We start from the raw sequence: 25,205 nt of genomic DNA on the forward strand, positions 1-25,205 counted from the left end.
TTTCTATGATTGTAGGACATGGCACGCTTTCGGACAAGACTTGCAGTAGGAACCGCTTGCCATGTAAGTGAGGCAGCAGGTTTGTCGAATGCGAATGAGCTGGTCGTCTACCTGCCTCTTATCCGTGTAAAACTTGGCAAGCGGCTGCTTTTGCGCGGTGCCGAACAAGCGGAAGTCCGCATGCAGCACATAGTCCAAATCCTCGCGAACTCTCTTCATCACGTCTTCCGGCAAATCCGAGTGCAAGAGAGTCTCGTACAGCCAGTACAGATAGATCGCTGTATTCTCCCAAAGCACTTGCTTGGAGATGGAAGCTGTCTCGGAGAGCAGGCTCCACAAGGGATGCAGGTGATCGGCGAATACGGCTTGAATCAGGGTGTCCCGCAGGAGCTCCCGCTCTGCCGCAGATTCGGGTACAGTGACGGTGTCCGGAACACCCAGTCTGGGAAGCCAGTGCTCCTCGGAGTCGGACGGTTCAAGATACAGCCGGTCACTGTGCAGCTGCAAGGATTTGTTCCATACGGAGAAGCTATAGAACGCGGGAACGGTCAACAAATAGCCATATCGCTTGGCGAAGATGGATGCGGCTGTGCGCAGATCAGGGGCTTTCAGCACGTCTTGCGCCTTCGCCAAGAATGGTCTCAGTTCATGCGGACGGAATAAGGAAGCGGCAGCGAGAGACAAGTCGCTCTCTCCCAGTCGCTCCAACGCTACACGATAATCGGACAGCACTCTTCGTTCGTCCGCTGTTAACGGCATGATCTTCATTCTGTTCACCTGCTTGTGTCGGTCTGTACGGACAATCCATGCAGCCGTAATCGTTCTGGATAATGCTCTGTATTCAAGATAACGCAAATGAGAATCATTGTCAAAGAAATTGAGAATCAGTCTCATTGCATGTCCGCGACGCATTTCGTTTGCGGCTAAAGCGATGGGGGTGCTGATTAGAGGTTTCTTATGCAGACGGTGATGCATAACGGCGAGCTGCGGCAGTCGGGAGAAACAGATTGTAGGAAGGGACGCAATTCGATATACTGCAAGCAATACGTATAGGCAAGGAGATTGATGATGAATCTGAAAAGGCTTGAGACATTTATTCGCGTGGCGGACCATCACCATTTCTCCGAGGCGGCAGAACGGCTGAAGCTGACGCAATCGGCGGTCAGCCGGCAGATCAAGACGCTGGAGGAGGAGTTGGGTCTGCAGCTGTTCAACCGCAATACGGCGTTTGTGGAGCTTACGTCTGCGGGGCGGGTGGTCTACAAGAAAGCCAGGGAGCTGCTGGGACATTGGGAGCAGTTCCAGCGGGAGTGCCGCCAGCTGCAGGAGGGCTTATCGGGGCTGCTGCGCATTGGCGCGAGCACGATACCGGCTCTGTACATGCTTCCGAGTGTGGCACAGGCCTTCCGCAACAAGTATCCGCAGGTGGAATTGTCTATCAGCATGGACGACTCGGCGAGCATTCTGCAGCAGCTGGTAGAGCGACGGATAGACGTTGCGCTGATTGGCGACAGCCCCCAAGGTTCAGGACTGGTATCGAAGGTGATCGCAGAAGACCGTCTGGCGCTGATTGGCAGCGATCCCGAGCGCAAGGTGTCCACGCTGGAGGAGGTCGTGCATGATCCGTTTATTATGAGGGAGAAAGGCTCCGGGACAAGGGAGGCGGCGGACCGGGCGTTGCGCAGCCACGGCCTCGATCCGGAGCAGCTTCGGACAGTCGCGGAAGTCAACACGACGGAATCGGTCCTTGCCTTAGTGGAGGCAGGGATGGGGCTTTCGCTTGTCTCCTGCTGGGCTGTCGGCAACCGGCCCCGCCAGCATGTGCACATATTAATGGAGCTCGCGACGGACCGTTGCTTCTCGACCGTTGCCCTGGCATCGCGCCAGCATGACGCGCTTGTTCAATCCTTCATCGCCGAGACGGTGAATACGATTGGCGGCAGCCAGCCTTGAACGGGAATCGAGCACAGCTGATAGTTGCAGCGGGTACGCGCCGTTGTCACACCGACGGTTCCAGCAACTCATCTCATCATATCTAGCCGCCGTATCCGCACCGCAATTCCAGTGACTAAGCAGCAATCTGCCGCAATCACTAGCCGCATGTCCTTTGCCATTCATCGCTGGCATGAACGATTATTAGCAGTACTATCAATCATTTAGGGCAGCAAAGTAATGAAAAATGGCGCATACAGCATATAGAGTCGCATATATTACCGAATTACCATTCATAGTGGAAGGCAGCGTAAGTAATAATAGTAATAGGGTAATAGATGGATCATTTTCATCGAAAATCCCTCAAAAAGAGTGAAGTTGCTACCATTAACGAATAGTACGACTGCCAATAATTCCCGTTGCAACGAATTTCAGAACAAGCCGCCTTCGGTGATTTCGGCGCCAAAAGCGATATAGACGGCTTCAACTTTCCACGTATACAAGAAGCTGCCTCAGAGATGGGGCAGCTTCCAATCTTTATTGCATCCACTTGCGAAGTCCGGCGGAAATCAGATCGACCGCGAACACGAGCAGCAGATAGCACATCAGGTACAGCGTCAACTCGGTATAGTGGAACCAGCTCATGCTCAGCTTGAACTCGAGTCCCAGACCGCCCGCGCCAACAAATCCGACAACGATCGTTGTACGGATGATGACCTCCCAGCGGTACAGTATGTACGTCAGGAATCGCGGCAGCACGGCGGGAATGATCCCGTATACCAATATTTGCGCCTTGGAAGCGCCGGACGAAGCCAGATTGCGGATCGGGCGCATGTCCAGGTCTTCGATCACCTCGGCGCACAGCTTCCCGAGAATGCCGAAGTTGTGCAGGGCTAAAGCGATGGCCCCAGGCAGCAGACCCGGCTTGAAAAAGAAGATAATCATCATGGCCCAGATAAGCTCGGGAACCGAACGGGACACGACATACATGGCCCGGACAAGGCCGTATGCGGCCCGATTATACCATCTTCGCGCAGCCGATTCGCTGCCCCCGGCATATACGCGGGAGGCGGGAATGACTGTGAGCAGCATGCCGATTGTGGCGAAGCCGATCGCCATCAGGCTCATTTGGAGCGTCTGATAGGTCAGGGCCAGGGCTCGCTTCCAGCTCTCGATGTCGAGGAAGGCGGGGCTTGCTTCCCCGATTCCTGCCATACCCTTCAGAAACTGGACAGCATAGTGCAGGTTCTTGGCCGAGAATAGCGCAGCGAGACTGGCCTGTTCCCCAACGAAGATGTATGCCCACGAAGCTGCGGCAAGGACAAGTGCCAGGTATACCGAGAAGCGGACGAATCCGAACCGTCGGCCGGGCTTGCGCGCGTCAGGTGTTGCAGGTTGGATGGGCTGCATTATGCCACCAGCCTTTTCCGCAGCTGTTGGCTCCACAAATCCACCAGCACGACAAGACCGATCAAGAAGAAGAGGAACGTCCACACTTGATCATACCTCAGGTCATGAAGCGAAAGCTGGATTTGAAAGCCAAGTCCGCCTAACCCGATAAAGCTCATAATCGCGGAAGATCGAATGGCGCATTCGAAGCGGTACATCAAGTAGCTGAGCATGTCCGCCAGAGCAATCGGGAAATATCCGTAGCACAGCAATTGCAGCTTGGATGCCCCCGCCGACCGCAAGGCCGAAATGGGTTCATCCGGCACATCCTGCAGCATATCCGCGAAGATGCGCCCGAGAATGCCGCCATAAGGAATCGCAATGGCGAAAATGCCGGCAAAGGGCGACAGCCCGATTGCCGCTACGAACAGCCATGCCCATACCAGCTCGTGAATCGCCCGCATGAAGCCAAGCACGCTCCGAAAGCCGACTGTCTGCACAGTGCGTGCGGACCGTCCTGAAGCGAGCACCCCCGAGGCGAATACCCCGAACACGAGTGCGATCACAATGGCCAGCGACATCCCGGCCACCGCGTATGCCAGCGTCGTCCATGCGGCCGAGAAGGCCAATCGCAGGATCTCTCCGGAAAAATCGGGTTGGATAAGTCCTTGCAGCATCTGGCTCAACGCAGCCCGGCCGCCCTGGTGGAACAAGCCGGGTCCCCACTGAACCGCGAACAGGCTCCAGATGAAGATGGCTAATAACAGCCCGGTCAATAGATTCTTTTTGTGGAAATCAAGATACGTTCTGATCATGAGGCTCCCGTCCCATGAGCGTGCTCCAATTGATAAAGCTCGCTGATGAGCTGATCGGTCACTTGTGCGGTCGGCAGATCGAAGAATATCCGGCCTTCCTTGATCGCGATCATGCGCTCGAAAAATTGCCGGGCCAGCTCGACGGAATGGAGACTCGACACCAGCGTCAGGTTCTCTTCCCGCACAAGCCTTACGAGCATGCCGAGCACGTCCTCTGCTCGCGCCGGGTCCAGCGAAGCGATCGGCTCATCGGCCAGAATCGCTTGCGGATGCTGCACAAGCAGGCGCGCCAGCGCTACGCGCTGCTGCTCGCCGCCGGACAGGTTGGCCGTCTTGTCATACAGCTTGTCGGCTAACCCGACGCGATGCAAGGCGTCTGCCGCGATAGGCTTGTCCTGCGGGAACAAGAAAGAGAGCAGGGACTTGCCAAGTCCCCACTCATGCAGCCGTCCTGCAAGCACATTATGAATGACAGGCAGAGAGCCGACCAAGTCGAATTGCTGGCGGATCATGCCGACGACCTTCGCCAATTGCTTGCCGGAAGCGTAGCTCTCGGCGGGCTTTCCGGCAATGCGCAGCGACCCGGCATCAGGCCGGATCGTGCCGGCCAGCATATTCAAGCAAGTGGTCTTGCCGGCGCCGCTAGGTCCGATCAGCGCGACGATCTCGCCTTTGCGTATGTGCAGATCCAAGGGATGCAGCGTATAGGCTGCCCCGTAGGACTTGCAGACCTGTTCCAGCGCGAACATTTCGGTATCAGGCATGGTTTGTCCCCTTCAGTCTAGTTGTTCCTTCTTATTTGATAATGCCCAATTGCTTGGCGACTTCCTCAATTTCCGCATAGTTGCCGTTGTTCGTCTCGACGAATTGATCGGTCTGGAACGGCTCCAGCAGCTCAGCGTGTTCGGTCATATTCATGCCGAGCAGCGCGGCGGCGACCGCTTCCTTCGTCCCATCGCCGTACGCGGCATCGACATCGTTAATCGTCCAGTTGTAATCGAAGTAAGCCGGCGTTGTTTCTACAACCTTGACTTTGCTCAAGTCAATCGATCCTTCTTCGACGCGGCTCTTCCAGACTACCGCATTCAATGCCCCGGCTTGGTAAGCGCCGGACTCCACCAGCTGCCAGGTCTTGTCATGGGAACCCGTATAGTTCGGAGTGCCGTCGAAATCCTGCTCCGGATCAATCCCCGCTTGCATGAGGAAGTGGCGCGGCATCAGATGACCGGATGTCGAGCTTTCGCTGCCGAAGGCGAAGCTCAGTCCAGCCAAATCCGACAGGCTATTCACATCCAGATCAGCTTGCGCGATGAATACGGAATGGAACTCGCCATCCTCGGGCCGCATGGCAATCGCTTCGGAGCCCGGCGTCATATTGCGAGCCTGCACGCCAGTCAGCCCGCCGAACCAAGCCAGCTGAATATCCCCGCGCTGGAAAGCCGTCACGAGTGCAGCGTAATCCTGCGTAGGCACATATTCCACCGTCAGCCCGGTTTGCTCGCTCAGATAGTCAGCCACTCCGCCGAATCTTCTAGTCAGCACGGCCACGTCTTGATCGGGAATACCGCCGATCTTGAAGACAGGCGTTACCTCAGGCGTATTCGCCGCCGCACCCTCATTGGCGCTGTTCGCGCCCCCGTTGCTTCCGCTCCCGTTGCTTCCGCCGCCGCATCCTGCGAGCAGAACGAGAACAGCCGCTAAGGCTGCAAGCGCTAGTATAGTTTTTCTTGTCATTGCGAACATGTACAAGTACCCCCTGCAAGTGATGTCTAGTGTTTTGGTGATCATGATATTTCCTCAGCAAGCTTAGAAAAAAATATCATCAAATAATGTAGCACCAATCGAAGAGAATGTAAATTGGTATGAAAAGCCGGGAAGTCAGAGCGGCGTACAGAAGCAATCGACGGATTGGCGCGTGTGTAGTCATGGGCGATGCTGATGAAGAATAGTTATTTGCCGCAAGAGCAAATTCAAGTAGACTAGGGAGAAAGGACGAATATGAGGAGGAGTCCATCATGAAGGCAAGCACCAACATGAAGGAATATAGGCTGTCCGATATCGAGCATTTGAAGGTTCACGGCCGCACGACAGGCCGCCTGTCTCCGCTAACGCTGTTCTGGACAGGCAGCGGGATCGAGCTGAACGCAACAGGCTCGGAGCTGTGGATCGAGGTGGAAGTCGACTATGAGCAGTACGAGCCGTGGATTAGCCTCTTGGTTAACGGCGCTGTGGTCAGCAGGCAAATGCTCACCGCAGGCCGGTATTGGATATGCCTGTTCCGCGGCATGAATGCGGCCAAAGCGAAGCAGATTCGACTGGTCAAAGACTTGCAGGCGATGAGCGCGGACCCGGCTTGCTCGCTGCATATCCATGCGGTGAAGAGCGACGGGCACATCCTGCCTGTCGAGGAGAAGCCGTACAAAATTGAATTTATAGGCGACAGCATCACATCGGGAGAAGGCGCAATCGGCGCGAAGGAAGAGGAAGACTGGATTCCGATGTGGTTCAGCGCTGTCCATAACTATGCTGCGCTGACTGCGGAAGCGTTGAATGCCGAATATCGCATTCTCTCCCAAAGCGGCTGGGGAGTATTGACGAGCTGGGACAACAATCCCCGCGGCAATCTGCCGGATTACTACGAGCAAGTATGCGGCTTGCTGACAGGCGAGAAGAACCGGGCGCTGGGGGCGTTCGAAGCGCATGACTTTGCCTCGTGGCAGCCGGATGTGGTGGTAGTGAATCTGGGGACCAATGACGGCGGAGCATTTCACTCGCCTCCTTGGCGGGATGAGGCGACAGGGGAGACGCATCAACAGCGCTTGCTGGAGGATGGCACTTATCATGCGGAGGATGTGCAAGCGTTCGAAGATGCTGTCGTGCAATTTCTCCGCAAGCTCAGAAGGTGCAATCCGCAAGCACAGATCGTCTGGGCTTACGGCATGCTGGGCATTCCGATGATGCCGGCGATTTACCGTGCGGTGGATGCGTATAGGAAGCAGACCGGAGACCGGAACGTGACCGTCTTCCAGCTGCCGGATACGACCGCAGAGACGATCGGCGCCCGCACCCATCCAGGGCGGTTGGCGCATGAACGGGCTGCGCGCGACCTGTCTGCCTATATTCGCGGGCTGCTGAACGGTGCAGCATCGCTTTGAAGCGATCAAAAAAAAGCCTTTGGACTTGCATCCAGAGGCTTTTTTGTATGGATATTTTTACCTAGACCTTATACAACATCATACCAAACAGGAAAGAAACAGTCTAGTATTTCTGCGGAATTTGTCCTACAGTGAGGTTGCCGGCAATTCTATATTTCGCTCTAATTTCCCCAATAGTACAAGCTGCCGTCCGTCAGCAACAGTGGAAGTAGTGTCCCCCGTGGCGATGAACAATCATCTCAATCAGAAAGACTTGCAAACGTATGTCAAAAACGTGCTAGGTTCAAGTTATGAGGTTAAGCAAGCAACGAGACTGCATGGCGGCGCGCAAAAAGTGATTTGGAAGGTGGATGCAACCAATGGATTTTCCTGCGTGCTGTATGTGTGGGAGCTAGCCGAGAATTACTTTGAAGAAGATATTGTGCGCGGAGGGATTCATGCCCAGACATATGGCAGCGAGCCATTTAGACGCGCCCATGATGAGATGGGGAAGCTGGGTGTTCGTGTACCAGTCTTGTATGATTTGAATCAGGAGCGGGACAAGTATCCGTTCGATTACGCGCTTGTAGAGTATATAGAAGGGCGCAAGGCTGAATCATACATGCAACATGCCGATAAGCGCGTACAGGACGATGTGTTCGAGCGGTTGGGCGCAATGGTGCAGCATATGCATACTAGGGAAAGGAAGGAATACGGCGTTCCCGGGTTGGAAGCAAAGGCAGCAGACTGCCACCATATCTTATTAGAAAATGCGAGGATACAGCTGTCATATCTAATCGAACATGAGGACACCATCCGGGAACATCGTAACAAACTGCTTGATGTATTGGCCGAGCTCGCCTCCAACATTCGTCCCAGGCGTCGATACGGATGGATTCATGGGGAGCTGGGTCCAGATCATGTGCTAGTCAACGATTTGTTGGAACCTTGCTTGATTGATATAGAAGGAGCCCAATACTTTGATATCGAGCACGAACACGCCTTCCTGCAGCTGCGATTCGGCGAGCATTATCGCTATTTCTCCACGGATCGGCTGGACCCGGACAGGATGCGCTTCTACCGGTTCCACCATCATATCTCCTTGACTTCGGGCGGCTTGAAGCTGCTGCACAGAGGCTTTCCCGATCAAGCGTTTGCGGAGCGTTTGGCAGCTTATCATGCGGCGTGCCTGCTGCAATATCTGTAGACTAAGCAGCCCTTTACAGGTTGTGGAGCATCCGATTGACAGACTGGTTGTACTTTTGCAGCAGCTGTCCGAAGCTCTCGCGCTCCTCCTCCGTCCAATCCTGAAAGACCTCCATCAGCTTGGCTTGCCGCAGCCGTCGGTTTTCCTCGAATTCCTTCTCACCCCGTGCAGACAGCCGATAGAAATACGACCGCCCATCCAGCGGATTCGGGACTTTCTCCACATATTGCTTGTCCACAAGCGCTGCGGCCTGTCGGCTGACGGTTGACACATCCAGACGAAGCTCGTCCGCCAAGGTTTTGACACCCGCTGGACCATGCAGGGACAGTTGGCGCAAAAGAATATAGGCCGAGCGGTCCAGACTGCCTGTTCTCGTCTCCGTGGCCACAATTCTGCGGATGAAATCCGTTAATTCCTGTTCGATCCGTTCCATAGATTGCTCATGCATGGCTGACACCTCAATGTGATCCTGCTTTCGTCTATCATAACGCATACCGGAGAAGAGGAGCAATGTGCCAGTCTCTTGACAAATGCGCAATCTGGTTGTAGGATACAATTATATGTTTGTATGATACAACTATAATGACGGAAGTCTGTTCGACTGTCTTGTGCATACTTTGTAGGATGGCCAGAATGAACCGATTTATCCAGAACACCTATGCAGCAAGGCAGGGAGGAAAAAGAAGGTCCTTGATTACAAACAATATCCGTTGTATGTTCCTATATATTTAGGTTACCTACCTAATTGTTTGGACAGCAATAAAAAGAGAAAGAGGGATTGGATATGGAGAGCTTGTCCTATAAACAGAAAGTAACCATTATGATCGCGTTAATGGCTTCCATGTTTTTCGCAGCCATCAACCAGACGCTTGTCAGTACGTCTATGCCGCGAATTGTGGCCATGCTCGGAGGCATGGATTACTATTCATGGGTTATTACGATTTACTTGCTGACTTCAACCGTTGCGACCGTGCTGGTCGGCAAGCTGTCGGATATGTATGGGAGAAAGCCGTTCCTGCTCATTGGGATTATCGTTTTTATGGCGGGCGCATGTTTAACTGGATTTTCCACGAGCATTTTTCAGATGATTGCTTATCGCGGAATCCAGGGTCTGGGCGGCGGTATTTTGATGGCTGCTACGACGATGGCTGTAGGGGACTTGTTCGCGCCTCGCGAGAGGGCCAAGTGGACGGGGCTGATGATGGCCATTTTCGGTTTTTCCAGCGTGGTGGGTCCGACCTTGGGCGGATTTTTGATTGACTATATGCCATGGCAGTGGTTGTTCTGGATTTTCCTTCCCCTCGGTTTTGTCGCTTTCATCATGATTGGACGGATGTTTCCCAAGAAGGTGCAGACCAGCAGGGAATCTATCGATTATGCGGGTGCGGCAGCGTTATCCGTCGCTATTGTAGCTTTGCTGCTGGCTGTTTCTTGGGGCGGTTCGAAGTATGCGTGGGCTTCCATGGAAATCATCGGCCTGTTTGCCATTACCATCGCGAGTGCAGTCGTTCTGGTGCTTATTGAGCGCAAGGCTGCGAATCCGATCCTGCCCCTATCCTTGTTCAAGAATGGCATTGTGAATGTTTCCAACGCCATTGGCTTCTTGATGAATGCGGGCATGATGGGGGCGATGATGTATTTGCCGTTCTTCGTCCAAGGGGTGAAGGGGTACAGTCCGACGCAATCTGGTCTGATTAATATGCCGATGACGATCACGATGATTGTGCTCAGCACTTTGGTTGGACGATGGATGTCCAAAACAGGGAAGTACAAGCGTTATGCGATTATCGGCTTCGGCTTCATGATTCTGGGCATGGTGATGATGGGGTATATGGAAACGATCACGATGGCGGTAGCCAGCATGTGCGTATTTGGCGTTGGCTTGGGCTTGAGCATGCCAGTCTTCACCCTGGTTGTGCAAAATGCGGTGCCGACGGCGCAGCTCGGCGTGGCGACTGCGACGACGACGCTGTTCCGGAATCTTGGCGGTACGATCGGTATTGCGCTGCTGGGCTCAGTGATGAACAGCACGCTTTCCCGCAACCTGGAACAAGCGGCAGCCCAAGCAGATTTGTCGCAGCTTGATACGGCTGCGGCCGAGCAGCTTGCTCCGCTGATGAACCCGCAGATCCTGCTGGATCAGCCGCAGTTGAAGACCATTCAGGCCGCGATGCCGGAACAGCTGCAAACCTTATTCGGGCAGATGCTGGGCATGCTGCGCGCTGTGCTGGCGGATACGCTGTCTACGATCTTTTTCAGCGTGGCAGTGCTGATGCTGATTGGACTTGTACTGGTATTCTGCTTAAGGGAGGTTCCGCTCCGTTCCGGCGAGCAAGAACCGGAAGCGACAACGCAGCCATCGTTAAAGCCAGAGCCGCAGCTCTAATCGATCCTTCTCTGCAAGGATATGTTCGGCATGAGTCTTGGAAACCATACGATTTGCATACGACGAGGAAGCTGCCCGTTCGAGATGATGGGCAGCTTTTTCGCGTTGAACGACGAAAGGTCACACCCGGCCTTGCACGAGCTAGAAAAAAAACGGTTAGCCAGCTGGACTTTAGACGGGGTGCTCAGCCGTTCCGCGGGACCAGTCCAGTTTCCATCCAGCGCCTGTTATGCGCATCCATCTCCTCTTGTAAAGTTGAACCAACTACTACTTTGCAGGAGGATGAACAATATGAGCATAATGAGCAGAGAAGAATTCGGGTATGCGGCAGCGGGTATTGCCAATCGGTTAAAAGAGGAGAGGTGGCTGACGCTTACCGGACTGTTGGGATTTGCGCTTGCAGCATTTTGCGCAGGGTGGATGTTGTTCAAAGGGGGGTATGTCGCTCCGGATGGCGATGTATCCAAGGCCCTTTCCTTCAATGCCGCACTAGGATTGTTTCTGCTGTCGACGGCGCTGCTTGTTCCTTTCGCGGCCATGGGCAAGAAAAGCCGAGTATTCTTCCGCTGGTCCTATATTGTACTGGCGCTATATGCGTACTTCGCAGAGACCGTGCAGCATATGCGGGGCGTCAACCCGCGCTTCGTCAAGGATGGCACGCCCTTCGATTATATAATCGGTGCGCTCTTTGCAATTGACGCGGTGCTGCTGGTCGTGTGTTATATGTTTTTCGCTGCTTATTTTTTCCGCAAAAAAGCTTATGTGAAGCATCCCGAACTTGTCGCAGCTATCCGGTATGCCATGATTGGCGTCATGCTTTCGTTCGCAGCCGGGATATGGATTTCCGTACTGCAGAGCCGGTTCACAGGCAGCGAGGGCAATGTGATCTGGCTGCACGGATTTGGCTTTCATGCTCTACAGGCACTGCCCCTTGCTGCATGGCTCCTCAGACAAAAGTGGAACGCGGGAATCTGGCGGCGCGGGGTCCTGCATATAACGGGTTGCGCGTATATTTTGGGCTTGATTGCGATCGGATGGCAGACTTGGCTTGGGCGCTCGGTGTTCGAATGGGACGTGCTCCCTATCCTGGCATGCGGCTGCTTCTTGCTTGCGTTGGCGCCGGGAGCGCTGTTGTTCCGCCAAACCACGTCAGCTGCGGCACGGCGCATGGGTATAGATCAGGCCAGCTGAAGTTGAAAAATGGAGCCACTCATGCATTGACATACCCCTTGGGGGTATACTATGATTAGAGTATTCCAAATACGCCAGGGGGGTATTTGGGAGTGCGGTTATGCTGCTTCATATTCAGAAGTCAACCGCCCTCTGTTGCCGCTTGAATGAATGGTGGCAGGCGAGCTCTTTTTTTGCAATCATGTATACCTATTAGGGGTATTAGGGAGTGGATAAAGTATGGAAACCAAACAAGCAACGATGCGCATTACAGGCATGACCTGCGCCGCTTGTGCGAACCGAATCGAAAAAGGCTTGAAGCGCATGGACGGGGTGGAAGAAGCGAATGTGAACTTTGCGCTGGAGAGAGCCACGGTTACGTTCCACCCCGAACAGGTGGATGCGGCAGCCTTGGAGCAGCAGATTGAGCGGCTGGGATACGGCACGGTCAAGGAAAGTGTCGAGCTGCAAATTACGGGCATGACGTGCGCGGCTTGCGCCAATCGTATTGAGAAGGGCTTGAACAAGCTGCCGGGCGTCAGCCGGGCAACGGTCAATTTCGCACTGGAAACCGCTCATGTGGAATACGCCAGTCCCGAGCTGTCAGTCCAGGACATTCAGAAGAAAGTGGAGCAGCTGGGCTATCAAGCCTCGCTCAAGGAAGACGCACAAAGCGAAGACAACCCGAGGGAGCGGGAAATTCGCGCACAAAAGGTGAAGTTTGTCGTCTCCGCCATTCTGTCCTTTCCCTTGCTCTGGGCGATGGTCGATCATTTTGCCTGGACTTCGTTCATCTGGTCGCCGGACGTGTTCATGAATCCCTGGTTTCAGCTGGCTCTGGCTACGCCAGTGCAGTTCTGGATAGGCAAGCAGTTCTATGTCGGCGCGTACAAAGCGCTGCGCAATCGCAGTGCGAATATGGATGTGCTGGTCGCGCTGGGCACCTCGGCCGCTTACTTCTACAGCATTTACTTGACCATACAATGGCTGGAAAGCCCCGGTCATCACGCGCCGGAGATGTACTACGAGACTAGCGCCATTCTTATTACGCTCATCATCCTGGGCAAGCTGTTTGAAGCATTGGCGAAGGGCCGTACTTCGGAAGCGATCAAAACCTTGATGGGTCTGCAAGCGAAGACCGCTTCGATTGTTCGGAACGGGCAAGAGCAGGTTGTGCCCGTGGAAGAGGTAGCAGTAGGGGATAGGGTACTTGTGAAGCCGGGAGAAAAGGTTCCAGTGGATGGTACGGTAGTGGAGGGTCAGTCCTCCGTTGACGAATCCATGCTGACAGGGGAAAGCATTCCGGTCGAGAAGAAAGCGGGAGATGCCGTCATCGGCGCAACACTGAACAAGAACGGCTCTCTCACTATTGAGGCGACCAAGGTAGGGAAAGAAACCGCATTGGCCCAAATCATCAAAGTGGTGGAAGAGGCCCAGGGCTCCAAGGCGCCTATTCAGCGGGTAGCTGACCGCATTTCCGGCGTCTTCGTGCCGATTGTAGTCGGCATTGCCCTGGTCACATTCCTGATTTGGTTCTTTGTCGCCGATCCCGGCCATTTCGCCGGGGCATTGGAGAAAGCGATAGCCGTGCTGGTGATTGCGTGCCCTTGTGCCCTGGGCTTGGCTACGCCTACCTCCATTATGGCGGGCTCAGGCCGGGCGGCCGAAGCAGGAATTTTGTTCCGGGGAGGAGAACACCTGGAATCGACCCATCAGATTGAAGCGGTCATTCTGGATAAGACCGGTACGGTAACGAAGGGGCAGCCGGAGCTGACAGATGTGCGGACGGAGATGAATGAAATCGAGTTTCTGCAGTGGGTAGGCGCTGCGGAGAAGCTTTCCGAGCATCCGTTGGCTGAGGCGATTGTGAAGGGCATTCAAGCCAAGGGCATTGACCTCCCGGCAGCGGAGCAGTTCGAGGCGATTCCCGGATTCGGCATTCGTGCGGTTGTGCAAGGCAAGCCTGTGCTCATTGGCACCCGGAGGCTGCTGCAGCAGGAGAATATCTCGTTCGAGCAGGCCGCAGCGGATATGGAAGCGATGGAGTTGAGCGGCAAGACTGCTATGCTGGCAGCGATTGACGGACAATATGCGGGACTGGTCGCCGTAGCGGATACGATCAAGGAAACTTCGAAAGAGGCCATTGCGCGCTTGCAACAAATGGGGATTCAGGTGATCATGATAACAGGGGATAATCAGCGGACAGCCGAATCGATTGCCAAGCAGGTAGGCATTGATCGGGTGCTGGCGGAAGTACTCCCTGAGGGCAAGGCGGAGGAAGTGAAGAAGCTGCAAGCGCAAGGTCTGAAGGTGGCCATGGTCGGAGACGGCATCAATGATGCGCCGGCGCTGGCTACGGCCGATATCGGCATGGCCATTGGCACTGGAACGGATGTAGCCATGGAGGCGGCCGATGTGACGCTCATGCGCGGCGATTTGAACAGCATACCGGATGCGATCAGGATGAGCCGCAAGACGATGACCAATATTAAGCAGAATTTGTTCTGGGCGCTTGCGTATAATTCGCTCGGCATTCCCGTAGCTGCTGTTGGCTTGCTGGCGCCGTGGCTGGCCGGAGCGGCAATGGCATTGAGCTCGGTATCGGTGGTGCTGAACGCGCTGCGCCTGCAGCGGATGCGCTTGTCTTGATGAAAGGCGAGGGGCTTGCTTGCGGCGGATTGTCGATTGCGTTGCGCATGTATAAGACAGCACTGGAGGCACAACCTAAACCAGGCTGCATGGCGCGAGAAAGGAGAAACGATGAGCGAAGAAACAACGAAAATCCGAACAGGGTGGCAATGGGACAACAGCTATGCGCGGTTGCCGGATTTTTTCTACAGTCGCCTGAATCCGACGGAGGTGCGCGAGCCGGGATTGGTCAAGCTTAATGAATCGCTGGCGCTCTCCCTGGGCCTGAATGTCGACGCGCTGCGGAGCCAGGAAGGCGCGGCGATATTGGCCGGCAATCGCATCCCCGAAGGAGCCGAGCCGCTGGCTCAAGCCTACGCCGGGCATCAGTTCGGCCACTTCACCATACTGGGCGACGGGCGGGCGCTGCTGCTTGGCGAGCAGGTGACGCCAAGCGGAGAACGGATGGACATCCAGCTGAAGGGCTCGGGAAGAACGCCTTATTCCCGGGGAGGGGACGGCCGCGCGGCGCTGGGTCCGATGCTGCGCGAATATATCATCAGCGAGGCGATGCATGCGCTGGGCATTCCCACAACACGCAGCTTGGCGGTTGTGAGCACAGGCGAGCCTGTCATCCGCGAAACGGCTTTGCCGGGAGCCGTATTGACTCGTGTGGCGAGCAGCCATCTGCGTGTCGGCACCTTCCAATATGCCGCAGCCAGGGGAGCGGTCGAGGATGTGCGGATCCTGGCCGACTATACGCTGCAAAGGCATTTCCCCGAAGCGGCCAAGGACGACAATCGCTACCTGTTGCTGCTGCGGGAAGTGATCGAGCGCCAGGCTAAGCTGATCGCCCAGTGGCAGCTGGTAGGCTTTATCCATGGGGTGATGAATACGGACAATATGGCGCTCGGCGGCGAGACGATCGATTATGGTCCATGCGCATTCATGGATACGTATGATCCGGCTACCGTATTCAGCTCGATTGATAGACATGGGCGTTATGCCTACGGCAATCAGCCGGCAATAGGGGCATGGAACCTGGCCCGATTCGCTGAGACCTTGCTGCCGCTGCTGCATGATGACGAAGCCGAGGCGGTCAAGCTGGCGGAGAAGGAAATCGCCCATTTCTCAGAGCTGTTTCAAACCAATTGGCTGAACGGCATGCGAGCCAAGCTCGGAATCTGGAACGAGGAGCCGGAGGATGAGGCGCTGGTCGAAGCGTTCCTTGGCCTGATGCAGACGTATCAAGCAGATTACACGAATACCTTCCGTGCGTTGACGATAGATCAGCTGACAGGCAGCCTGCTATTCGAAACGCCGGAATTTGCAGAGTGGCACAAGCAGTGGCAAGAGCGGAGAACGAGGCAGCCGGAAGCGGAGGAAGCCTCGCGCCAGCTGATGCGGGACAGCAATCCGGCATATATTCCACGCAATCATCGCGTAGAGGAAGCGCTCGCGGCGGCAGTGGACGAAGGCGACTACAGCGTCATGGATCGCCTGCTTGCCGTACTGGCCAAGCCGTACGAGTATGGCTGTGAGCACGATGACACCTACACCCAGCCATCGCGATCCACCCAGCCCTATCGCACATTCTGCGGCACGTGATGACCATACTGCCTGCGCCCCAAAAAAACAGCGAACCTCTCTGATCTGACCCTAAGGGATTGCCCTTGGGGTTATACCAGAGAACGGTTCGCTTTTGGTCGTATCCCGCCGGCTTCCGGCCGGATTTGCGCCGCCCCGTCGGCTGTTGCCAAGGCGATAGCCGTTTGATACAGTGAGTTTAGATAATAGCAGACATAGTGAAATCCCGCTCTGGCAGATATGGGTCGTATGCATAGCGCTGCGGCTGGTACGAGGCAGTTGGGTAGGGGGGAGATACGATGGCCGAGAAACCTATTGACTACATTCAGCTTCAAGATGGCGCGCAGCTCGAATATGGTGTGGAAGGAGCCGGGACGCCTGTTCTCATTCTGCATGGCGGGCATTCCAGCTGCCGCGAGTTCTTAGGGTACGAAGAGCTTGTCGCGCAGGGATACAGGCTGATTACGCCTTCCAGAGCAGGCTACGGACGCACGTCCCCTGCAATCGGGTCAAGTCTGGCAACCGCCTGCGAAGCCTACATTGCCCTGTTGGACCACTTGAACATGGACAAGGTGCATGTTGTGGCTATATCCGCCGGGGGACCGAGCGGCCTTTATTTGGCCGCGCATTTCCCGGAGCGGATCAGGAGCCTTGTCTTGCAATCGGCGGTAACCAAGCAATGGCTCACGCCCGGGGGAGTACAAAGCAGCCAAGATCATCTTCCGTCCAGGGGTGGAGAAGTACACGTGGAAGGCGATGGGGGCCTTGTGCAGCCTTTTCCCTGCCTTCCTGATGAGAATGATGGCACCATCCTTCAGCAAGCTGCCCTACTCGGAAGTACAGACCTATTTGAACCCGGGAGATGTGCAAACGTTCAAGCAGATGATCTGCCAACAACGGTCCGGTCATGGTTTTATGATCGATCTGGAGCAGACGGGGAAGCCGGATGTCGATTTGCGCGTCATTTCGTGCCCGACCCTCGTCATGCACAGCCAACACGACAGCTCGGTCCCGATCGAGCATGCCCATTATGCGCACGAGCAGATTAACGGCTCTCAGCTTTGCATCCTTGACACGTGGGGGCACCTGATCTGGCTGGGAAAAGGTTCCGAACAAGTTCACGAGAAGCTGTTTGCTTTTTTGGGGAACGGCAAGGGGATGTGAGGGCAGGGCCAGCCGGGGAAAAGGAGACGGGCTGTTAACAAAGAGACGCTGGCTTTGTATAATGAGAGAGAGCTGTGCTGTTCATCATTTCATAGAGAGGAATGCGGTTGACCAATATGGAGCATAGAGAGAACAACAACCATGCTGTGCAGGAGCCTGATTCCTTGCGGGCCAGAATCCGGCAGTGGGTAGAAGACAAACGTTTTCAAACCTTTATTATCGGACTTATATTATTTAATGGTGTCATCATCGTAGCCGAAACGTATTTCGTCGGCAATCGCTCCCTGCAAATGATTGATCGAATTATCGTATGGGTCTTTGTCCTGGAGCTCGTCTTGAAGCTGGCGGGATTTGGCTACAAGCGGTACTTTCGGGACGGGTGGAATATATTTGACTTTCTCATCGTAGTAGGAAGCTTGGCCTTCTACAGCACGCCTTTTGTGAGCATGATGCGTTTGCTCCGGGTGCTGCGTCTGCTCAGAATGATCCCGGCCATTCCGGCTTTGCGGAAGATCGTCGACGCCTTGATGAAAGCCGTACCTGCCTTGACAGGCGTTCTCGGCATGACGATGTTGATCTTCACGATTTATGCGATCATCGGAACGACCTATTTCAGTGAAGTCCTGCCCGCCGAGTTCTTCGGCAGCTTTCATGCTTCGCTGTTTACCTTGATGCAGGTCGTGACATTTGAATCCTGGGCGAGTCAGGTGGCTCGGCCTGTCATTCACGAGATTCCTTGGGCATGGCTCTATTTTGTCTCCTTTATTATTATCGGTGCGCTTGTCATCTTGAATCTGGTGGTGGCTGTTATTCTCAGCTACTTGGGACAGGAAGAGGAGGACCTTCATAGCCAGCAGATGGAGCGCTTGTTCAAGGAGAATGAGGAATTGAAGCAGGAGATGCAGGAAATGAAGCAGCTGCTGCTGGACCAGCTGAAGCGGAACGGGTGATCTTATCCGGCCTGACATTATGAACGTGCCGCCTGGAATGGATAGATTCCGGGGCCAGGGCGCAACGCAAAAAGATGGGGCGTTTTGTCTCCATCTTTTTTTTTCATGCCCGAGTATCCGCGTGCCAGCATATAGGGCAGGGCATGAGGCTTTTTTAAATTAGGCGGATGATAGGGGGCAGATGACCGGCCGGGCACATACACTGTATGGTGTAAAAACAAGAAATTGGAGGAATCGCTTGATGAACTACGTCATTCAGCCCGGTGACAACTTATGGTCGATTGCCCAGCGTTTCGGCACCACTGTGCAGGCTATCATGCAGGCCAATCGCATCTCCGATCCAAGCCAAATCTATGCAGGACTCACAATTTTTATCCCGATTCCAGGACCGGGTCCAGGCCCTGTTTTTCCGCCGTTTCCGCCCGGGGGCGGCGTCGGGGATGTGCAGCGCAGGCTGACACAATTGGAGAGAGCAGTGCAGCAGCTGGACCGCCGCGTCGATCGATTGGAGCGCATCACCGGCCAGCGGTAACGGCTGCATGCTGCGGCTGATGCCCCGAATCGCCAGCCCGCAGCTATGGGCCACGACTGATCCGGCCGCTGGGGGGCCCCCAGCATTCGTCGCTGCTCTGCGCGGGAGTGCCCGTGCCCGTGGTTTGTCCCTGCCGTGAACCAACGGCGAAAGCCGTCTCGTCCCGTGGTCTGCTCCTGCCGCAACGCCAGCGGCGACAGTCTGTCTCTGCGCGAGAGTGTCCGTGCCCGCCGGGCTCAATCTCTGCCGTGAACCAACGGCGAAAGCCGTCTCGTCCCGTGGTCTGCTCCTGCCGCAACACCAGTGGCGACAGTCTGTCTCTGCGCGGAAGTGTCCGTGCCCGCCGGGCTCAATCTCTGCCGTGAACCAACGGCGAAAGCCGTCTCGTCCCGTGGTCTGCTCCTGCCGCAACACCAGCGGCGACAGTCTGTCTCTGCGCGAGAGTGTCCGTGCCCGCCGGGCTCAATCTCTGCCAGGTGACACATTCCCGTCTGGGACTGCTTTGCTTTTGCCGATGTCAGCTGTATAGGGGAAAAAACAGGCCTTATCGCTGTTGAAGTTAAGTTCGAGACGCGAATTGCGGAAAAAACTGGCCTTATTTCCACGATATTGGCTTAGGAGCGCAAGCGGGCGCGTCAATACGACCCTTTATTTCCGCTATTTCAGTGGCCCTCTTCGACGAATGTGAAATAGGAACAGCATTTCCCGCTATTGTGCACGAGGCAGCAGCCTGAGGCCTGAGGCACGAGTCAGATGCACACGGCGCGAGAGAGTTGCGCGAGATACGATGCAGCGACAAAGGCACGAGTCAGATGCACATGACACGAGTCAGTTTCACATGACACGAGTCAGTTGTCCGCCCGGTGTCTGCTTATGCCTCGGCACGCAGCACTAGGCACCATGCCTCCCTGGCGCGAGGCAGCTCTGCCGGCATAACAAAGCCCCGGAGCGGATGGCCCCGGGGCTGGCAAGAGGATTAGAGCGATTCTTTCACGATTTTGCGGTAATGCAAGACCGACAGCATGCCGAATACCGAGTAGAGCGCGGTGTAAATGACCATGACGACGAGCATCGGTGTCCAAAGCTCGGTTCCGAACAGGAACCAGCCAGACTGCACGGCGAAGTAGCTGTGCAGCAGTCCCACAATAAGGGGAATGCCAAAGTTGAACAGCTGCTTGACGCGAATGCCGCGGAGCAGGTCTGCAGGCGTAAAGCCGAGCTTCCTCAAGATGGTATAGCTCCATCGCTCTTCCTCGCCTTCATCCATTTGCTTGAAGTAAAGGATGCAGCCAGATGTAATCAGGAAGGCCAGGCCAAGAAAGCCGACAATGAACATGACAAGACCCATGTTCAGCTTCTGCGAAGCGCTGATGTCCAGTCGGGACATGCCGAGGTTTTGCTGCTGTCCGGTCATCTCCCCGAACAAGGCGTTGGCCTGCGGCAAGGCGGAAGCATCCGCTATGTCGATGCCTGCATGAACCGAATAGCGATACTGGATGTCCGGGTTGATATCTTGCCGCAGCTGCGCAAATACCGCTTCATCCACAATCAAGACGGGAAGTCCGCTCGTAAAGTACGAGGAGACAGGGAACTCCTCTCGTATGCCGACATAGTGCAGAGGAGTTGTCTGCTGCAAGCCAATCAGCTCAAGAGGGCCAGAAGAGCGCAGCGCCATAACCGTTTGGATCAGGTCATTGAAGCCGCTGAGCATCGCCTCGCCAGGTGCTATATCCACGCCATCCAGCCCTTCATCGCTAATGACGGGGAACACACTACGGGTCGGGTCTACATTCAGGTTCACAGACGATGTCACCAGCGATTCAATATTGACCTCCACTTGCAGCACCTCGTGCACATGTTCGCGATAAGCAATACCATGCGCATGCAGAGCCTCTGCAAAGGCGGCGGCCTCATCCTGATCGATGAAGGAGAAGTCTGCCGCTACATAATCGGCCGCAGATTGTTCTGCGGAATAATAGGAAATGTAGCTCAAGGACAACAGGCCGATCGCCAGAGCGGAAACGGTCGTGATAATCGTTAACAGCAGCGCATTCGATCTCATGCGGAACATCAGCGAAGAGAGAGAAACGACATCGCTTAAGTTCAGGTGCCCCTTCTTGCTTCGGCGCAGGACATTCAAGAGAAACCGGACCGAGCCTTTGTAGAACAAATAGGTGCCGGCAATGACGAGTGCCAGAATAGCGACCATGGCCAGGAACAGCGCTTCGATGCTGGAGAAAGCCCCGCTGAACAGCTGGGCCGACACGAAGTAGCCGCTAAGGATAAAAGCCAGGCCCAGAATGCCAACCAGCACCTCTCCTATTGACATCTTTCTGACCTTGTCCTCGGTAGAGGAGACAACCTGAAATAGAGCAAGAATCGTCTGTTTCTTCAGGAACAGCCAGTTCAGCAGCATAATGACCAGATAGATGGCCGCGAATACCGCGATCGTCTGCTGAAAGGCCTGCTTGGAAAATTGCAGCGTGGCCACCTCTTCCACGCCCGTGATCTTGAATAGAATCATCATGATCAGCCTGGATACAGAGAAGCCGAGGAACGAGCCTGCCAAGAGCGAGCCGAAGTAAAGCAGGAAGCTCTCCGCGCTGACGATGCGGAAGACCATGCCCTTGGTCATGCCGATAAATTGGAACAGGCCGATCTCTTTGCTGCGGCGCTTGATGAATATTTTGTTCGCATACACAAGAAAAACCGCAACGATGGCGACGAGCAAAATAGAGGCTGCCCGGATGGCGGCCGCTCCCTTAATACTGCCCTTGGCCTCATCCATAGCCGGATCGTACTGCAGAGTGACAAAGGCGAAGTACAGCGCGACGCTGAAGATCAAGGCGAACACATACAAATAATCGTTCTTGAGGTTTGTCTTCAGGTTGCGCCAGATCAGCTGACTAATGCTCATGCTGCACACCGCCCAGCACGCCTTGGGTTCGCATGATCGCTTCGTAGAAGGCTTGTCTCGTATCATCGCCGCGATGCAGCTGGGTGTATATCTGCCCGTCGCGGATGAAAATCACGCGGCTGCTGAAGCTGGCGGCTGTCATGTCATGCGTAACCATGACGATCGTGGCCTGCCGCTTGCGGTTGAGCTCGCTTAATTTATTCAGCAGATCGGATGCCGATTTGGAATCAAGCGCGCCGGTCGGCTCGTCCGCGAAGATGACGCTGGGCTGATGGATGAAGGCGCGAGCGGCGGAAGTGCGCTGCTTCTGACCGCCGGACAGCTCATTCGGGTACTTGTCCCGGAGCTCGTAGATGCCCAGCTCCTCGGCGAGTGCTTGAAACCACTGCTCGGCCTCGCGCCGCGAAAGGCTCGTAATGGACAAGGGCAGGAGAACATTCTCCTTCACGGTCAGAGTGTCAAGCAGGTGATAGTCCTGGAAGATGAACCCCAGGTGGTGTTTGCGAAAGGCCGCGATTTGTTTTTCCTTCATACGCGTCAGCTCTTGGCCTTCGATACGAACAGAGCCGCTGCTTGCTTTGTCTATGGAGGAAAGGACGTTGAGCAAGGTCGTCTTGCCGGAGCCGGACGGTCCCATGATACTGACGAATTCCCCTTGCTCAATTTGGAGGTCAATGCCCTTCAGGACCTCTTGCCGGTTCCATTTGTTGCCGTAGCTTTTATGAAGTTTCTGTGCCTCTACAATCGGCATTCTCTTCACTCCTTCTGATAGGTCTCCACTCATTATAGAAGGGAACACCGCTTCCGCTCCTGCGATTCACCGAACAAATGAAGAGAAGCATGTGACAATCATGTCACATGCTTTGGGTGGTGACGAATTCGTTTCGCTTGGGGAACGTCAACGTAAACGTTGTGCCCTCCCCCGGCGTGGAGGCCGCATCAATGGCGATGTGCAGCGATTGCGCGGCCTTTTTGGCCAAATACAAGCCCATGCCGGTTGCCGCCCCATTCTGATGCTCGGTGGTGGAGGTAAAGCCCTTGTCGAAAATACGAGGGAGATCCTTGGGATCAATGCCCATACCCGCATCGCGAATGAGGAGAACCGTATGCTGACGGCGCTGCTCGCTCAGGATGGTGATGTCTGCCTGTTCACTGTACTTTACTGCGTTGCTGAGCAGCTGGCGGAGAATGAATGACAGCCACTTCGCATCGCTGAGGACTTCCGTGACGGCAAGTTGAATGTCAAAGCCGAGGCCCTTCTGAATGCACCAGGCCTGCAGCGTCTTGATCTCTTGCACGACGATATCTTCCAGATTGACGGCATCGATGTACAGGTCATTTTCCATGAAAGGCAGCCGCTTCTGATGGAGCTGCTGATCCAGCAGGTGATGCAGACGGAGCCACTCGACGTGCAGCTGGGCCTTGACGGGATCATGCTGCATGCGGTCCATCATTAAGCGCATAGCTGTAAGCGGTGTTTTCACTTCATGGATCCAGGCGAGAAGCTCGTCCTTTTCCTGTTCCAGCAGCAATCGATTCATAGCGGCATCCTGCCTCAGCTGCTCAATCTCGCCCGTCAGGCTTTCCGCCACAATACGTTCGAGCGGGCTGCTCGCGTCCGCAATCGTCGTCATATCCAGGTTGTGCTCGCGTTGAAGCAGGCTCTTGTAGAAACGTGTTTCCTTGTAATAGCGAAAGACCAGAAAGATCACGAAAAGCAGAGTGGACAAAAAAGCAACATACAGCATCGACAACACGGGGATCATCGGGTCCACTGCTGCAATGAATAGTCCAAGCCCTTGCAGCGCGAGCATCATGACGATCCAGCTTCGTCGCTCCTTGAGATAGGCCCTAATCATGACGGAATGCCTCATCTTCCATCGCCATGTAGCCCTGGCCGACCTTCGTCTCGATATAACGGCCCAAATCCAACTCGTCTAATCTTTTTCTCAATCGGTTCACATTCACGGTCAAGGTGTTGTCGCTGATAAAGCGGCTGTCCTCCCATAGGCTTTCGATCAGCGTCTCTCTAGGGACAATGCGGTTTTTCTGCTCTAACAGACGCACCAGTATAAACATTTCGTTCTTCGTCAAAGTGATCGTATGCGAGCCCTTGGTGACGGTGTTCTTCTTGTAATCGATCATGGCGCCGCACCAGCTCCTCAGCTCAATCTGCTCGGTGTTGTACTGGTATACGCGCCGCAGCACTGCCTGGATCTTGGCAATCAGCACATCGAAATGGAAGGGCTTCTGGATGTAATCGTCAGCTCCCAGCTGCATCGACATAACCATGTCGGTCGGATGGTCGCGCGAAGACAAAAAGATAATCGGGACGCTCGAATGGGAGCGGATCAAGCGGCACCAATGGAAGCCGTCGAAGTAAGGCAATTGGATGTCAATCATGACGAGGTCCGGCTTGAGCGCAGTAAATTCCTGCAGCACCATGCGGAAATCCCGGATGCCATGAACCTCGTAGGACCAGCCGGTTAACCGCTCCTTGACTTCCTGGAACAGGGCGTAATCGTCTTCGATTATTAACAGCTTGAACATGAGCGTCACCACACAGCGTATAGAGTAGATGGAAGACAGGAAGCAGCGGCAAGCCGGAGCTTCAGATGCGAAAGCCCCGTTCTCCGCTGCGCCAAGCTGCATGCGATGAGTCTGACCGGTCGGACGAAAAGCGGCTTTATTCCACGTTCCAATTGGCGAGCATGCCGCGAGCCATTTCCCTATTGTCTTCCGTGCCGGTAATCAGGGCAAACATGCTTGCCCGGCTTCGTCTGTTGCAAAAGCTACAAGGAAATCCATGCCGGATTCGTTGATTTCCAGTTGCTCGGCACGCAGACGGAGGCCATGCTGTTCCGCTAGGGATAACAGGTGTTGCGCGCCGGATGGCATGGGGGATTCGGGTAATTTTGTCATAAAGAAAACATCCTCCTTTTCGAATAACACACAGACCATGATGCTGTCCGTGCACGAAATCGAACCGGAAGATGTCAGGTGAATCACGCATAAGGAATTCCTTGTTCAGGCTGAAACAGCCATTGCGACAAGGCCTTCATAGAAAGGGCAAGCCGCAGGACATTCCTGACGACTACCTCTATTCCGCAGCTTCATGCTGAACATGCGATGTGAATAAGCAGGCTTCCAAGCAAGGGCCTGGAAAGCGAGCCTGATCGATAGAAGAAGGCGGATATACGTGTAAATGGACAAACCTATCCCGATTTTGCTGCATAAGACAGCGTGAATGAGCGACAGCCATTAGTTCGCTTGTACTCTCAATCGGGAATAATGAATCACACGTAACCCTCCATTCTGTAAGATGTCCCCATGTTAACACAGATCGCGAAAGATTGCCACCAAGGCCAGACATATGTGTTACTATTCCGTGATA

The 25,205-nt window shown here is 54.8% G+C and carries 21 protein-coding genes and 1 pseudogene; 10 read left to right on the forward strand and 12 right to left on the reverse strand.

Translation table 11 applies throughout. The annotated features are described in order from the left end of the window. Positions 1 to 3: 3 nt before the first annotated feature. Positions 4 to 768 (reverse strand): IucA/IucC family C-terminal-domain containing protein, encoded by a 765-nt coding sequence (locus XYCOK13_RS09715; RefSeq protein WP_213411946.1) that lies wholly within the window; start codon positions 766 to 768, stop codon positions 4 to 6. A 300-nt stretch (positions 769 to 1,068) separates the two neighbouring features. On the opposite strand from XYCOK13_RS09715, the gene XYCOK13_RS09720 reads away from it, so the two are divergent. Continuing rightward, complete coding sequence (locus XYCOK13_RS09720; protein ID WP_213411947.1) at positions 1,069 to 1,953, forward strand: selenium metabolism-associated LysR family transcriptional regulator; 885 nt, start codon at positions 1,069 to 1,071, stop codon at positions 1,951 to 1,953. Between the two features lie 516 nt (positions 1,954 to 2,469). On the opposite strand, the gene XYCOK13_RS09725 is transcribed toward XYCOK13_RS09720, so the two are convergent. Genes XYCOK13_RS09725 through XYCOK13_RS09740 form a run of 4 tightly spaced genes read right to left on the reverse strand, consistent with a single transcriptional unit; the run spans position 2,470 to position 5,879 of the window. Continuing rightward, positions 2,470 to 3,342, reverse strand: a complete 873-nt coding sequence (locus tag XYCOK13_RS09725; RefSeq protein ID WP_213411948.1) for a PhnE/PtxC family ABC transporter permease — start codon at positions 3,340 to 3,342, stop codon at positions 2,470 to 2,472. Beyond that, on the reverse strand, positions 3,342 to 4,136 hold the full coding sequence (locus XYCOK13_RS09730; protein ID WP_213411949.1) for a PhnE/PtxC family ABC transporter permease: 795 nt from the start codon (positions 4,134 to 4,136) through the stop codon (positions 3,342 to 3,344). Before XYCOK13_RS09730 ends, XYCOK13_RS09725 begins: the two co-directional genes overlap by 1 nt. Next, entirely contained in the window at positions 4,133 to 4,900 is a 768-nt protein-coding gene (locus XYCOK13_RS09735; RefSeq protein WP_213411950.1) for a phosphonate ABC transporter ATP-binding protein, read from the reverse strand. Before XYCOK13_RS09735 ends, XYCOK13_RS09730 begins: the two co-directional genes overlap by 4 nt. A gap of 31 nt (positions 4,901 to 4,931) precedes the next feature. Beyond that, complete coding sequence (locus XYCOK13_RS09740; protein WP_244865099.1) at positions 4,932 to 5,879, reverse strand: putative selenate ABC transporter substrate-binding protein; 948 nt, start codon at positions 5,877 to 5,879, stop codon at positions 4,932 to 4,934. A gap of 272 nt (positions 5,880 to 6,151) precedes the next feature. On the opposite strand from XYCOK13_RS09740, the gene XYCOK13_RS09745 reads away from it, so the two are divergent. Then, entirely contained in the window at positions 6,152 to 7,291 is a 1,140-nt protein-coding gene (locus XYCOK13_RS09745; protein ID WP_213411951.1) for an SGNH/GDSL hydrolase family protein, read from the forward strand. A gap of 226 nt (positions 7,292 to 7,517) precedes the next feature. Then, positions 7,518 to 8,477: a phosphotransferase family protein gene (locus tag XYCOK13_RS09750; protein ID WP_213411966.1), complete on the forward strand. Its 960-nt coding sequence runs from the start codon at positions 7,518 to 7,520 to the stop codon at positions 8,475 to 8,477. Between the two features lie 13 nt (positions 8,478 to 8,490). On the opposite strand, the gene XYCOK13_RS09755 is transcribed toward XYCOK13_RS09750, so the two are convergent. After that, the gene (locus XYCOK13_RS09755; protein ID WP_213411952.1) at positions 8,491 to 8,925 is read right to left on the reverse strand and encodes a MarR family winged helix-turn-helix transcriptional regulator; all 435 of its coding nucleotides are present in this window, start codon (positions 8,923 to 8,925) and stop codon (positions 8,491 to 8,493) included. Between the two features lie 336 nt (positions 8,926 to 9,261). Here XYCOK13_RS09755 and XYCOK13_RS09760 point away from each other — a divergent pair, with 336 nt between their 5' ends. The 4 genes from XYCOK13_RS09760 to XYCOK13_RS09775 all read left to right on the forward strand — a co-directional run bounded on the left by XYCOK13_RS09760 (position 9,262) and on the right by XYCOK13_RS09775 (position 16,269). Next, complete coding sequence (locus XYCOK13_RS09760; RefSeq protein WP_213411953.1) at positions 9,262 to 10,863, forward strand: MFS transporter; 1,602 nt, start codon at positions 9,262 to 9,264, stop codon at positions 10,861 to 10,863. 291 nt (positions 10,864 to 11,154) lie between these two features. After that, complete coding sequence (locus tag XYCOK13_RS09765; RefSeq protein WP_244865100.1) at positions 11,155 to 12,054, forward strand: hypothetical protein; 900 nt, start codon at positions 11,155 to 11,157, stop codon at positions 12,052 to 12,054. Between the two features lie 219 nt (positions 12,055 to 12,273). Further along, a complete protein-coding gene (locus XYCOK13_RS09770; protein WP_213411954.1) occupies positions 12,274 to 14,682 on the forward strand; it encodes a heavy metal translocating P-type ATPase in 2,409 nt (802 codons plus the stop codon). Positions 14,683 to 14,793: 111 nt separating this feature from the next. Further along, positions 14,794 to 16,269, forward strand: coding sequence for a protein adenylyltransferase SelO (locus tag XYCOK13_RS09775; RefSeq protein ID WP_213411955.1), 1,476 nt, complete (start codon positions 14,794 to 14,796; stop codon positions 16,267 to 16,269). Between the two features lie 71 nt (positions 16,270 to 16,340). On the opposite strand, the gene XYCOK13_RS09780 is transcribed toward XYCOK13_RS09775, so the two are convergent. Further along, entirely contained in the window at positions 16,341 to 16,643 is a 303-nt protein-coding gene (locus tag XYCOK13_RS09780) for a hypothetical protein (protein ID WP_213411970.1), read from the reverse strand. Between XYCOK13_RS09780 and XYCOK13_RS09785 the strand changes: the two are divergent. The 3 genes and pseudogenes from XYCOK13_RS09785 to XYCOK13_RS09795 all read left to right on the forward strand — a co-directional run bounded on the left by XYCOK13_RS09785 (position 16,548) and on the right by XYCOK13_RS09795 (position 18,894). Beyond that, a pseudogene (locus XYCOK13_RS09785) lies at positions 16,548 to 17,412 on the forward strand (alpha/beta fold hydrolase). The gene XYCOK13_RS09780 and the pseudogene XYCOK13_RS09785 overlap by 96 nt on opposite strands. Positions 17,413 to 17,528: 116 nt before the next feature. Continuing rightward, positions 17,529 to 18,362 carry an ion transporter gene (locus tag XYCOK13_RS09790; protein ID WP_213411968.1) on the forward strand — a complete coding sequence of 278 codons (834 nt, stop codon included), beginning with the start codon at positions 17,529 to 17,531 and terminating at the stop codon, positions 18,360 to 18,362. A 241-nt stretch (positions 18,363 to 18,603) separates the two neighbouring features. Then, positions 18,604 to 18,894 carry a LysM peptidoglycan-binding domain-containing protein gene (locus XYCOK13_RS09795; RefSeq protein WP_213411956.1) on the forward strand — a complete coding sequence of 97 codons (291 nt, stop codon included), beginning with the start codon at positions 18,604 to 18,606 and terminating at the stop codon, positions 18,892 to 18,894. Between the two features lie 976 nt (positions 18,895 to 19,870). Here XYCOK13_RS09795 and XYCOK13_RS09800 read toward each other — a convergent pair. From XYCOK13_RS09800 to XYCOK13_RS09820, 5 genes are all read right to left on the reverse strand, one after another. Then, a complete protein-coding gene (locus tag XYCOK13_RS09800; RefSeq protein ID WP_213411957.1) occupies positions 19,871 to 21,811 on the reverse strand; it encodes an FtsX-like permease family protein in 1,941 nt (646 codons plus the stop codon). Next, positions 21,801 to 22,562, reverse strand: coding sequence for an ABC transporter ATP-binding protein (locus XYCOK13_RS09805; protein ID WP_213411958.1), 762 nt, complete (start codon positions 22,560 to 22,562; stop codon positions 21,801 to 21,803). Before XYCOK13_RS09805 ends, XYCOK13_RS09800 begins: the two co-directional genes overlap by 11 nt. A gap of 103 nt (positions 22,563 to 22,665) precedes the next feature. Then, a complete protein-coding gene (locus tag XYCOK13_RS09810; protein WP_213411959.1) occupies positions 22,666 to 23,670 on the reverse strand; it encodes a sensor histidine kinase in 1,005 nt (334 codons plus the stop codon). Next, on the reverse strand, positions 23,663 to 24,361 hold the full coding sequence (locus XYCOK13_RS09815) for a response regulator transcription factor (RefSeq protein ID WP_213411969.1): 699 nt from the start codon (positions 24,359 to 24,361) through the stop codon (positions 23,663 to 23,665). The genes XYCOK13_RS09810 and XYCOK13_RS09815 overlap by 8 nt, the downstream gene beginning before the upstream one ends. Positions 24,362 to 24,562: 201 nt before the next feature. Further along, positions 24,563 to 24,733, reverse strand: coding sequence for a hypothetical protein (locus XYCOK13_RS09820; protein ID WP_213411960.1), 171 nt, complete (start codon positions 24,731 to 24,733; stop codon positions 24,563 to 24,565). Positions 24,734 to 25,205: the final 472 nt, after the last annotated feature.

Source organism: Xylanibacillus composti (assembly GCF_018403685.1).
Classification (GTDB): domain Bacteria; phylum Bacillota; class Bacilli; order Paenibacillales; family K13; genus Xylanibacillus; species Xylanibacillus composti.

Excerpts from the sequence above, each read along its gene's own strand:
- XYCOK13_RS09735 (WP_213411950.1), bottom strand. The coding sequence starts at position 4,900 with ATGCCTGATACCGAAATGTTCGCGCTGGAACAGGTCTGCAAGTCCTAC.
- XYCOK13_RS09815 (WP_213411969.1), bottom strand. The coding sequence starts at position 24,361 with ATGTTCAAGCTGTTAATAATCGAAGACGATTACGCCCTGTTCCAGGAA.
- XYCOK13_RS09715 (WP_213411946.1), bottom strand. The coding sequence starts at position 768 with ATGAAGATCATGCCGTTAACAGCGGACGAACGAAGAGTGCTGTCCGAT.
- XYCOK13_RS09795 (WP_213411956.1), top strand. The coding sequence starts at position 18,604 with ATGAACTACGTCATTCAGCCCGGTGACAACTTATGGTCGATTGCCCAG.
- XYCOK13_RS09770 (WP_213411954.1), top strand. The coding sequence starts at position 12,274 with ATGGAAACCAAACAAGCAACGATGCGCATTACAGGCATGACCTGCGCC.
- XYCOK13_RS09810 (WP_213411959.1), bottom strand. The coding sequence starts at position 23,670 with ATGATTAGGGCCTATCTCAAGGAGCGACGAAGCTGGATCGTCATGATG.
- XYCOK13_RS09775 (WP_213411955.1), top strand. The coding sequence starts at position 14,794 with ATGAGCGAAGAAACAACGAAAATCCGAACAGGGTGGCAATGGGACAAC.
- XYCOK13_RS09790 (WP_213411968.1), top strand. The coding sequence starts at position 17,529 with ATGGAGCATAGAGAGAACAACAACCATGCTGTGCAGGAGCCTGATTCC.
- XYCOK13_RS09720 (WP_213411947.1), top strand. The coding sequence starts at position 1,069 with ATGAATCTGAAAAGGCTTGAGACATTTATTCGCGTGGCGGACCATCAC.
- XYCOK13_RS09730 (WP_213411949.1), bottom strand. The coding sequence starts at position 4,136 with ATGATCAGAACGTATCTTGATTTCCACAAAAAGAATCTATTGACCGGG.
- XYCOK13_RS09725 (WP_213411948.1), bottom strand. The coding sequence starts at position 3,342 with ATGCAGCCCATCCAACCTGCAACACCTGACGCGCGCAAGCCCGGCCGA.
- XYCOK13_RS09740 (WP_244865099.1), bottom strand. The coding sequence starts at position 5,879 with ATGTTCGCAATGACAAGAAAAACTATACTAGCGCTTGCAGCCTTAGCG.
- XYCOK13_RS09760 (WP_213411953.1), top strand. The coding sequence starts at position 9,262 with ATGGAGAGCTTGTCCTATAAACAGAAAGTAACCATTATGATCGCGTTA.
- XYCOK13_RS09800 (WP_213411957.1), bottom strand. The coding sequence starts at position 21,811 with ATGAGCATTAGTCAGCTGATCTGGCGCAACCTGAAGACAAACCTCAAG.
- XYCOK13_RS09805 (WP_213411958.1), bottom strand. The coding sequence starts at position 22,562 with ATGCCGATTGTAGAGGCACAGAAACTTCATAAAAGCTACGGCAACAAA.
- XYCOK13_RS09750 (WP_213411966.1), top strand. The coding sequence starts at position 7,518 with ATGAACAATCATCTCAATCAGAAAGACTTGCAAACGTATGTCAAAAAC.
- XYCOK13_RS09765 (WP_244865100.1), top strand. The coding sequence starts at position 11,155 with ATGAGCATAATGAGCAGAGAAGAATTCGGGTATGCGGCAGCGGGTATT.
- XYCOK13_RS09780 (WP_213411970.1), bottom strand. The coding sequence starts at position 16,643 with ATGCAGAATGAGAACAGGCGTCCCGGCTCCTTCCACACCATATTCGAG.
- XYCOK13_RS09820 (WP_213411960.1), bottom strand. The coding sequence starts at position 24,733 with ATGACAAAATTACCCGAATCCCCCATGCCATCCGGCGCGCAACACCTG.
- XYCOK13_RS09745 (WP_213411951.1), top strand. The coding sequence starts at position 6,152 with ATGAAGGCAAGCACCAACATGAAGGAATATAGGCTGTCCGATATCGAG.
- XYCOK13_RS09755 (WP_213411952.1), bottom strand. The coding sequence starts at position 8,925 with ATGCATGAGCAATCTATGGAACGGATCGAACAGGAATTAACGGATTTC.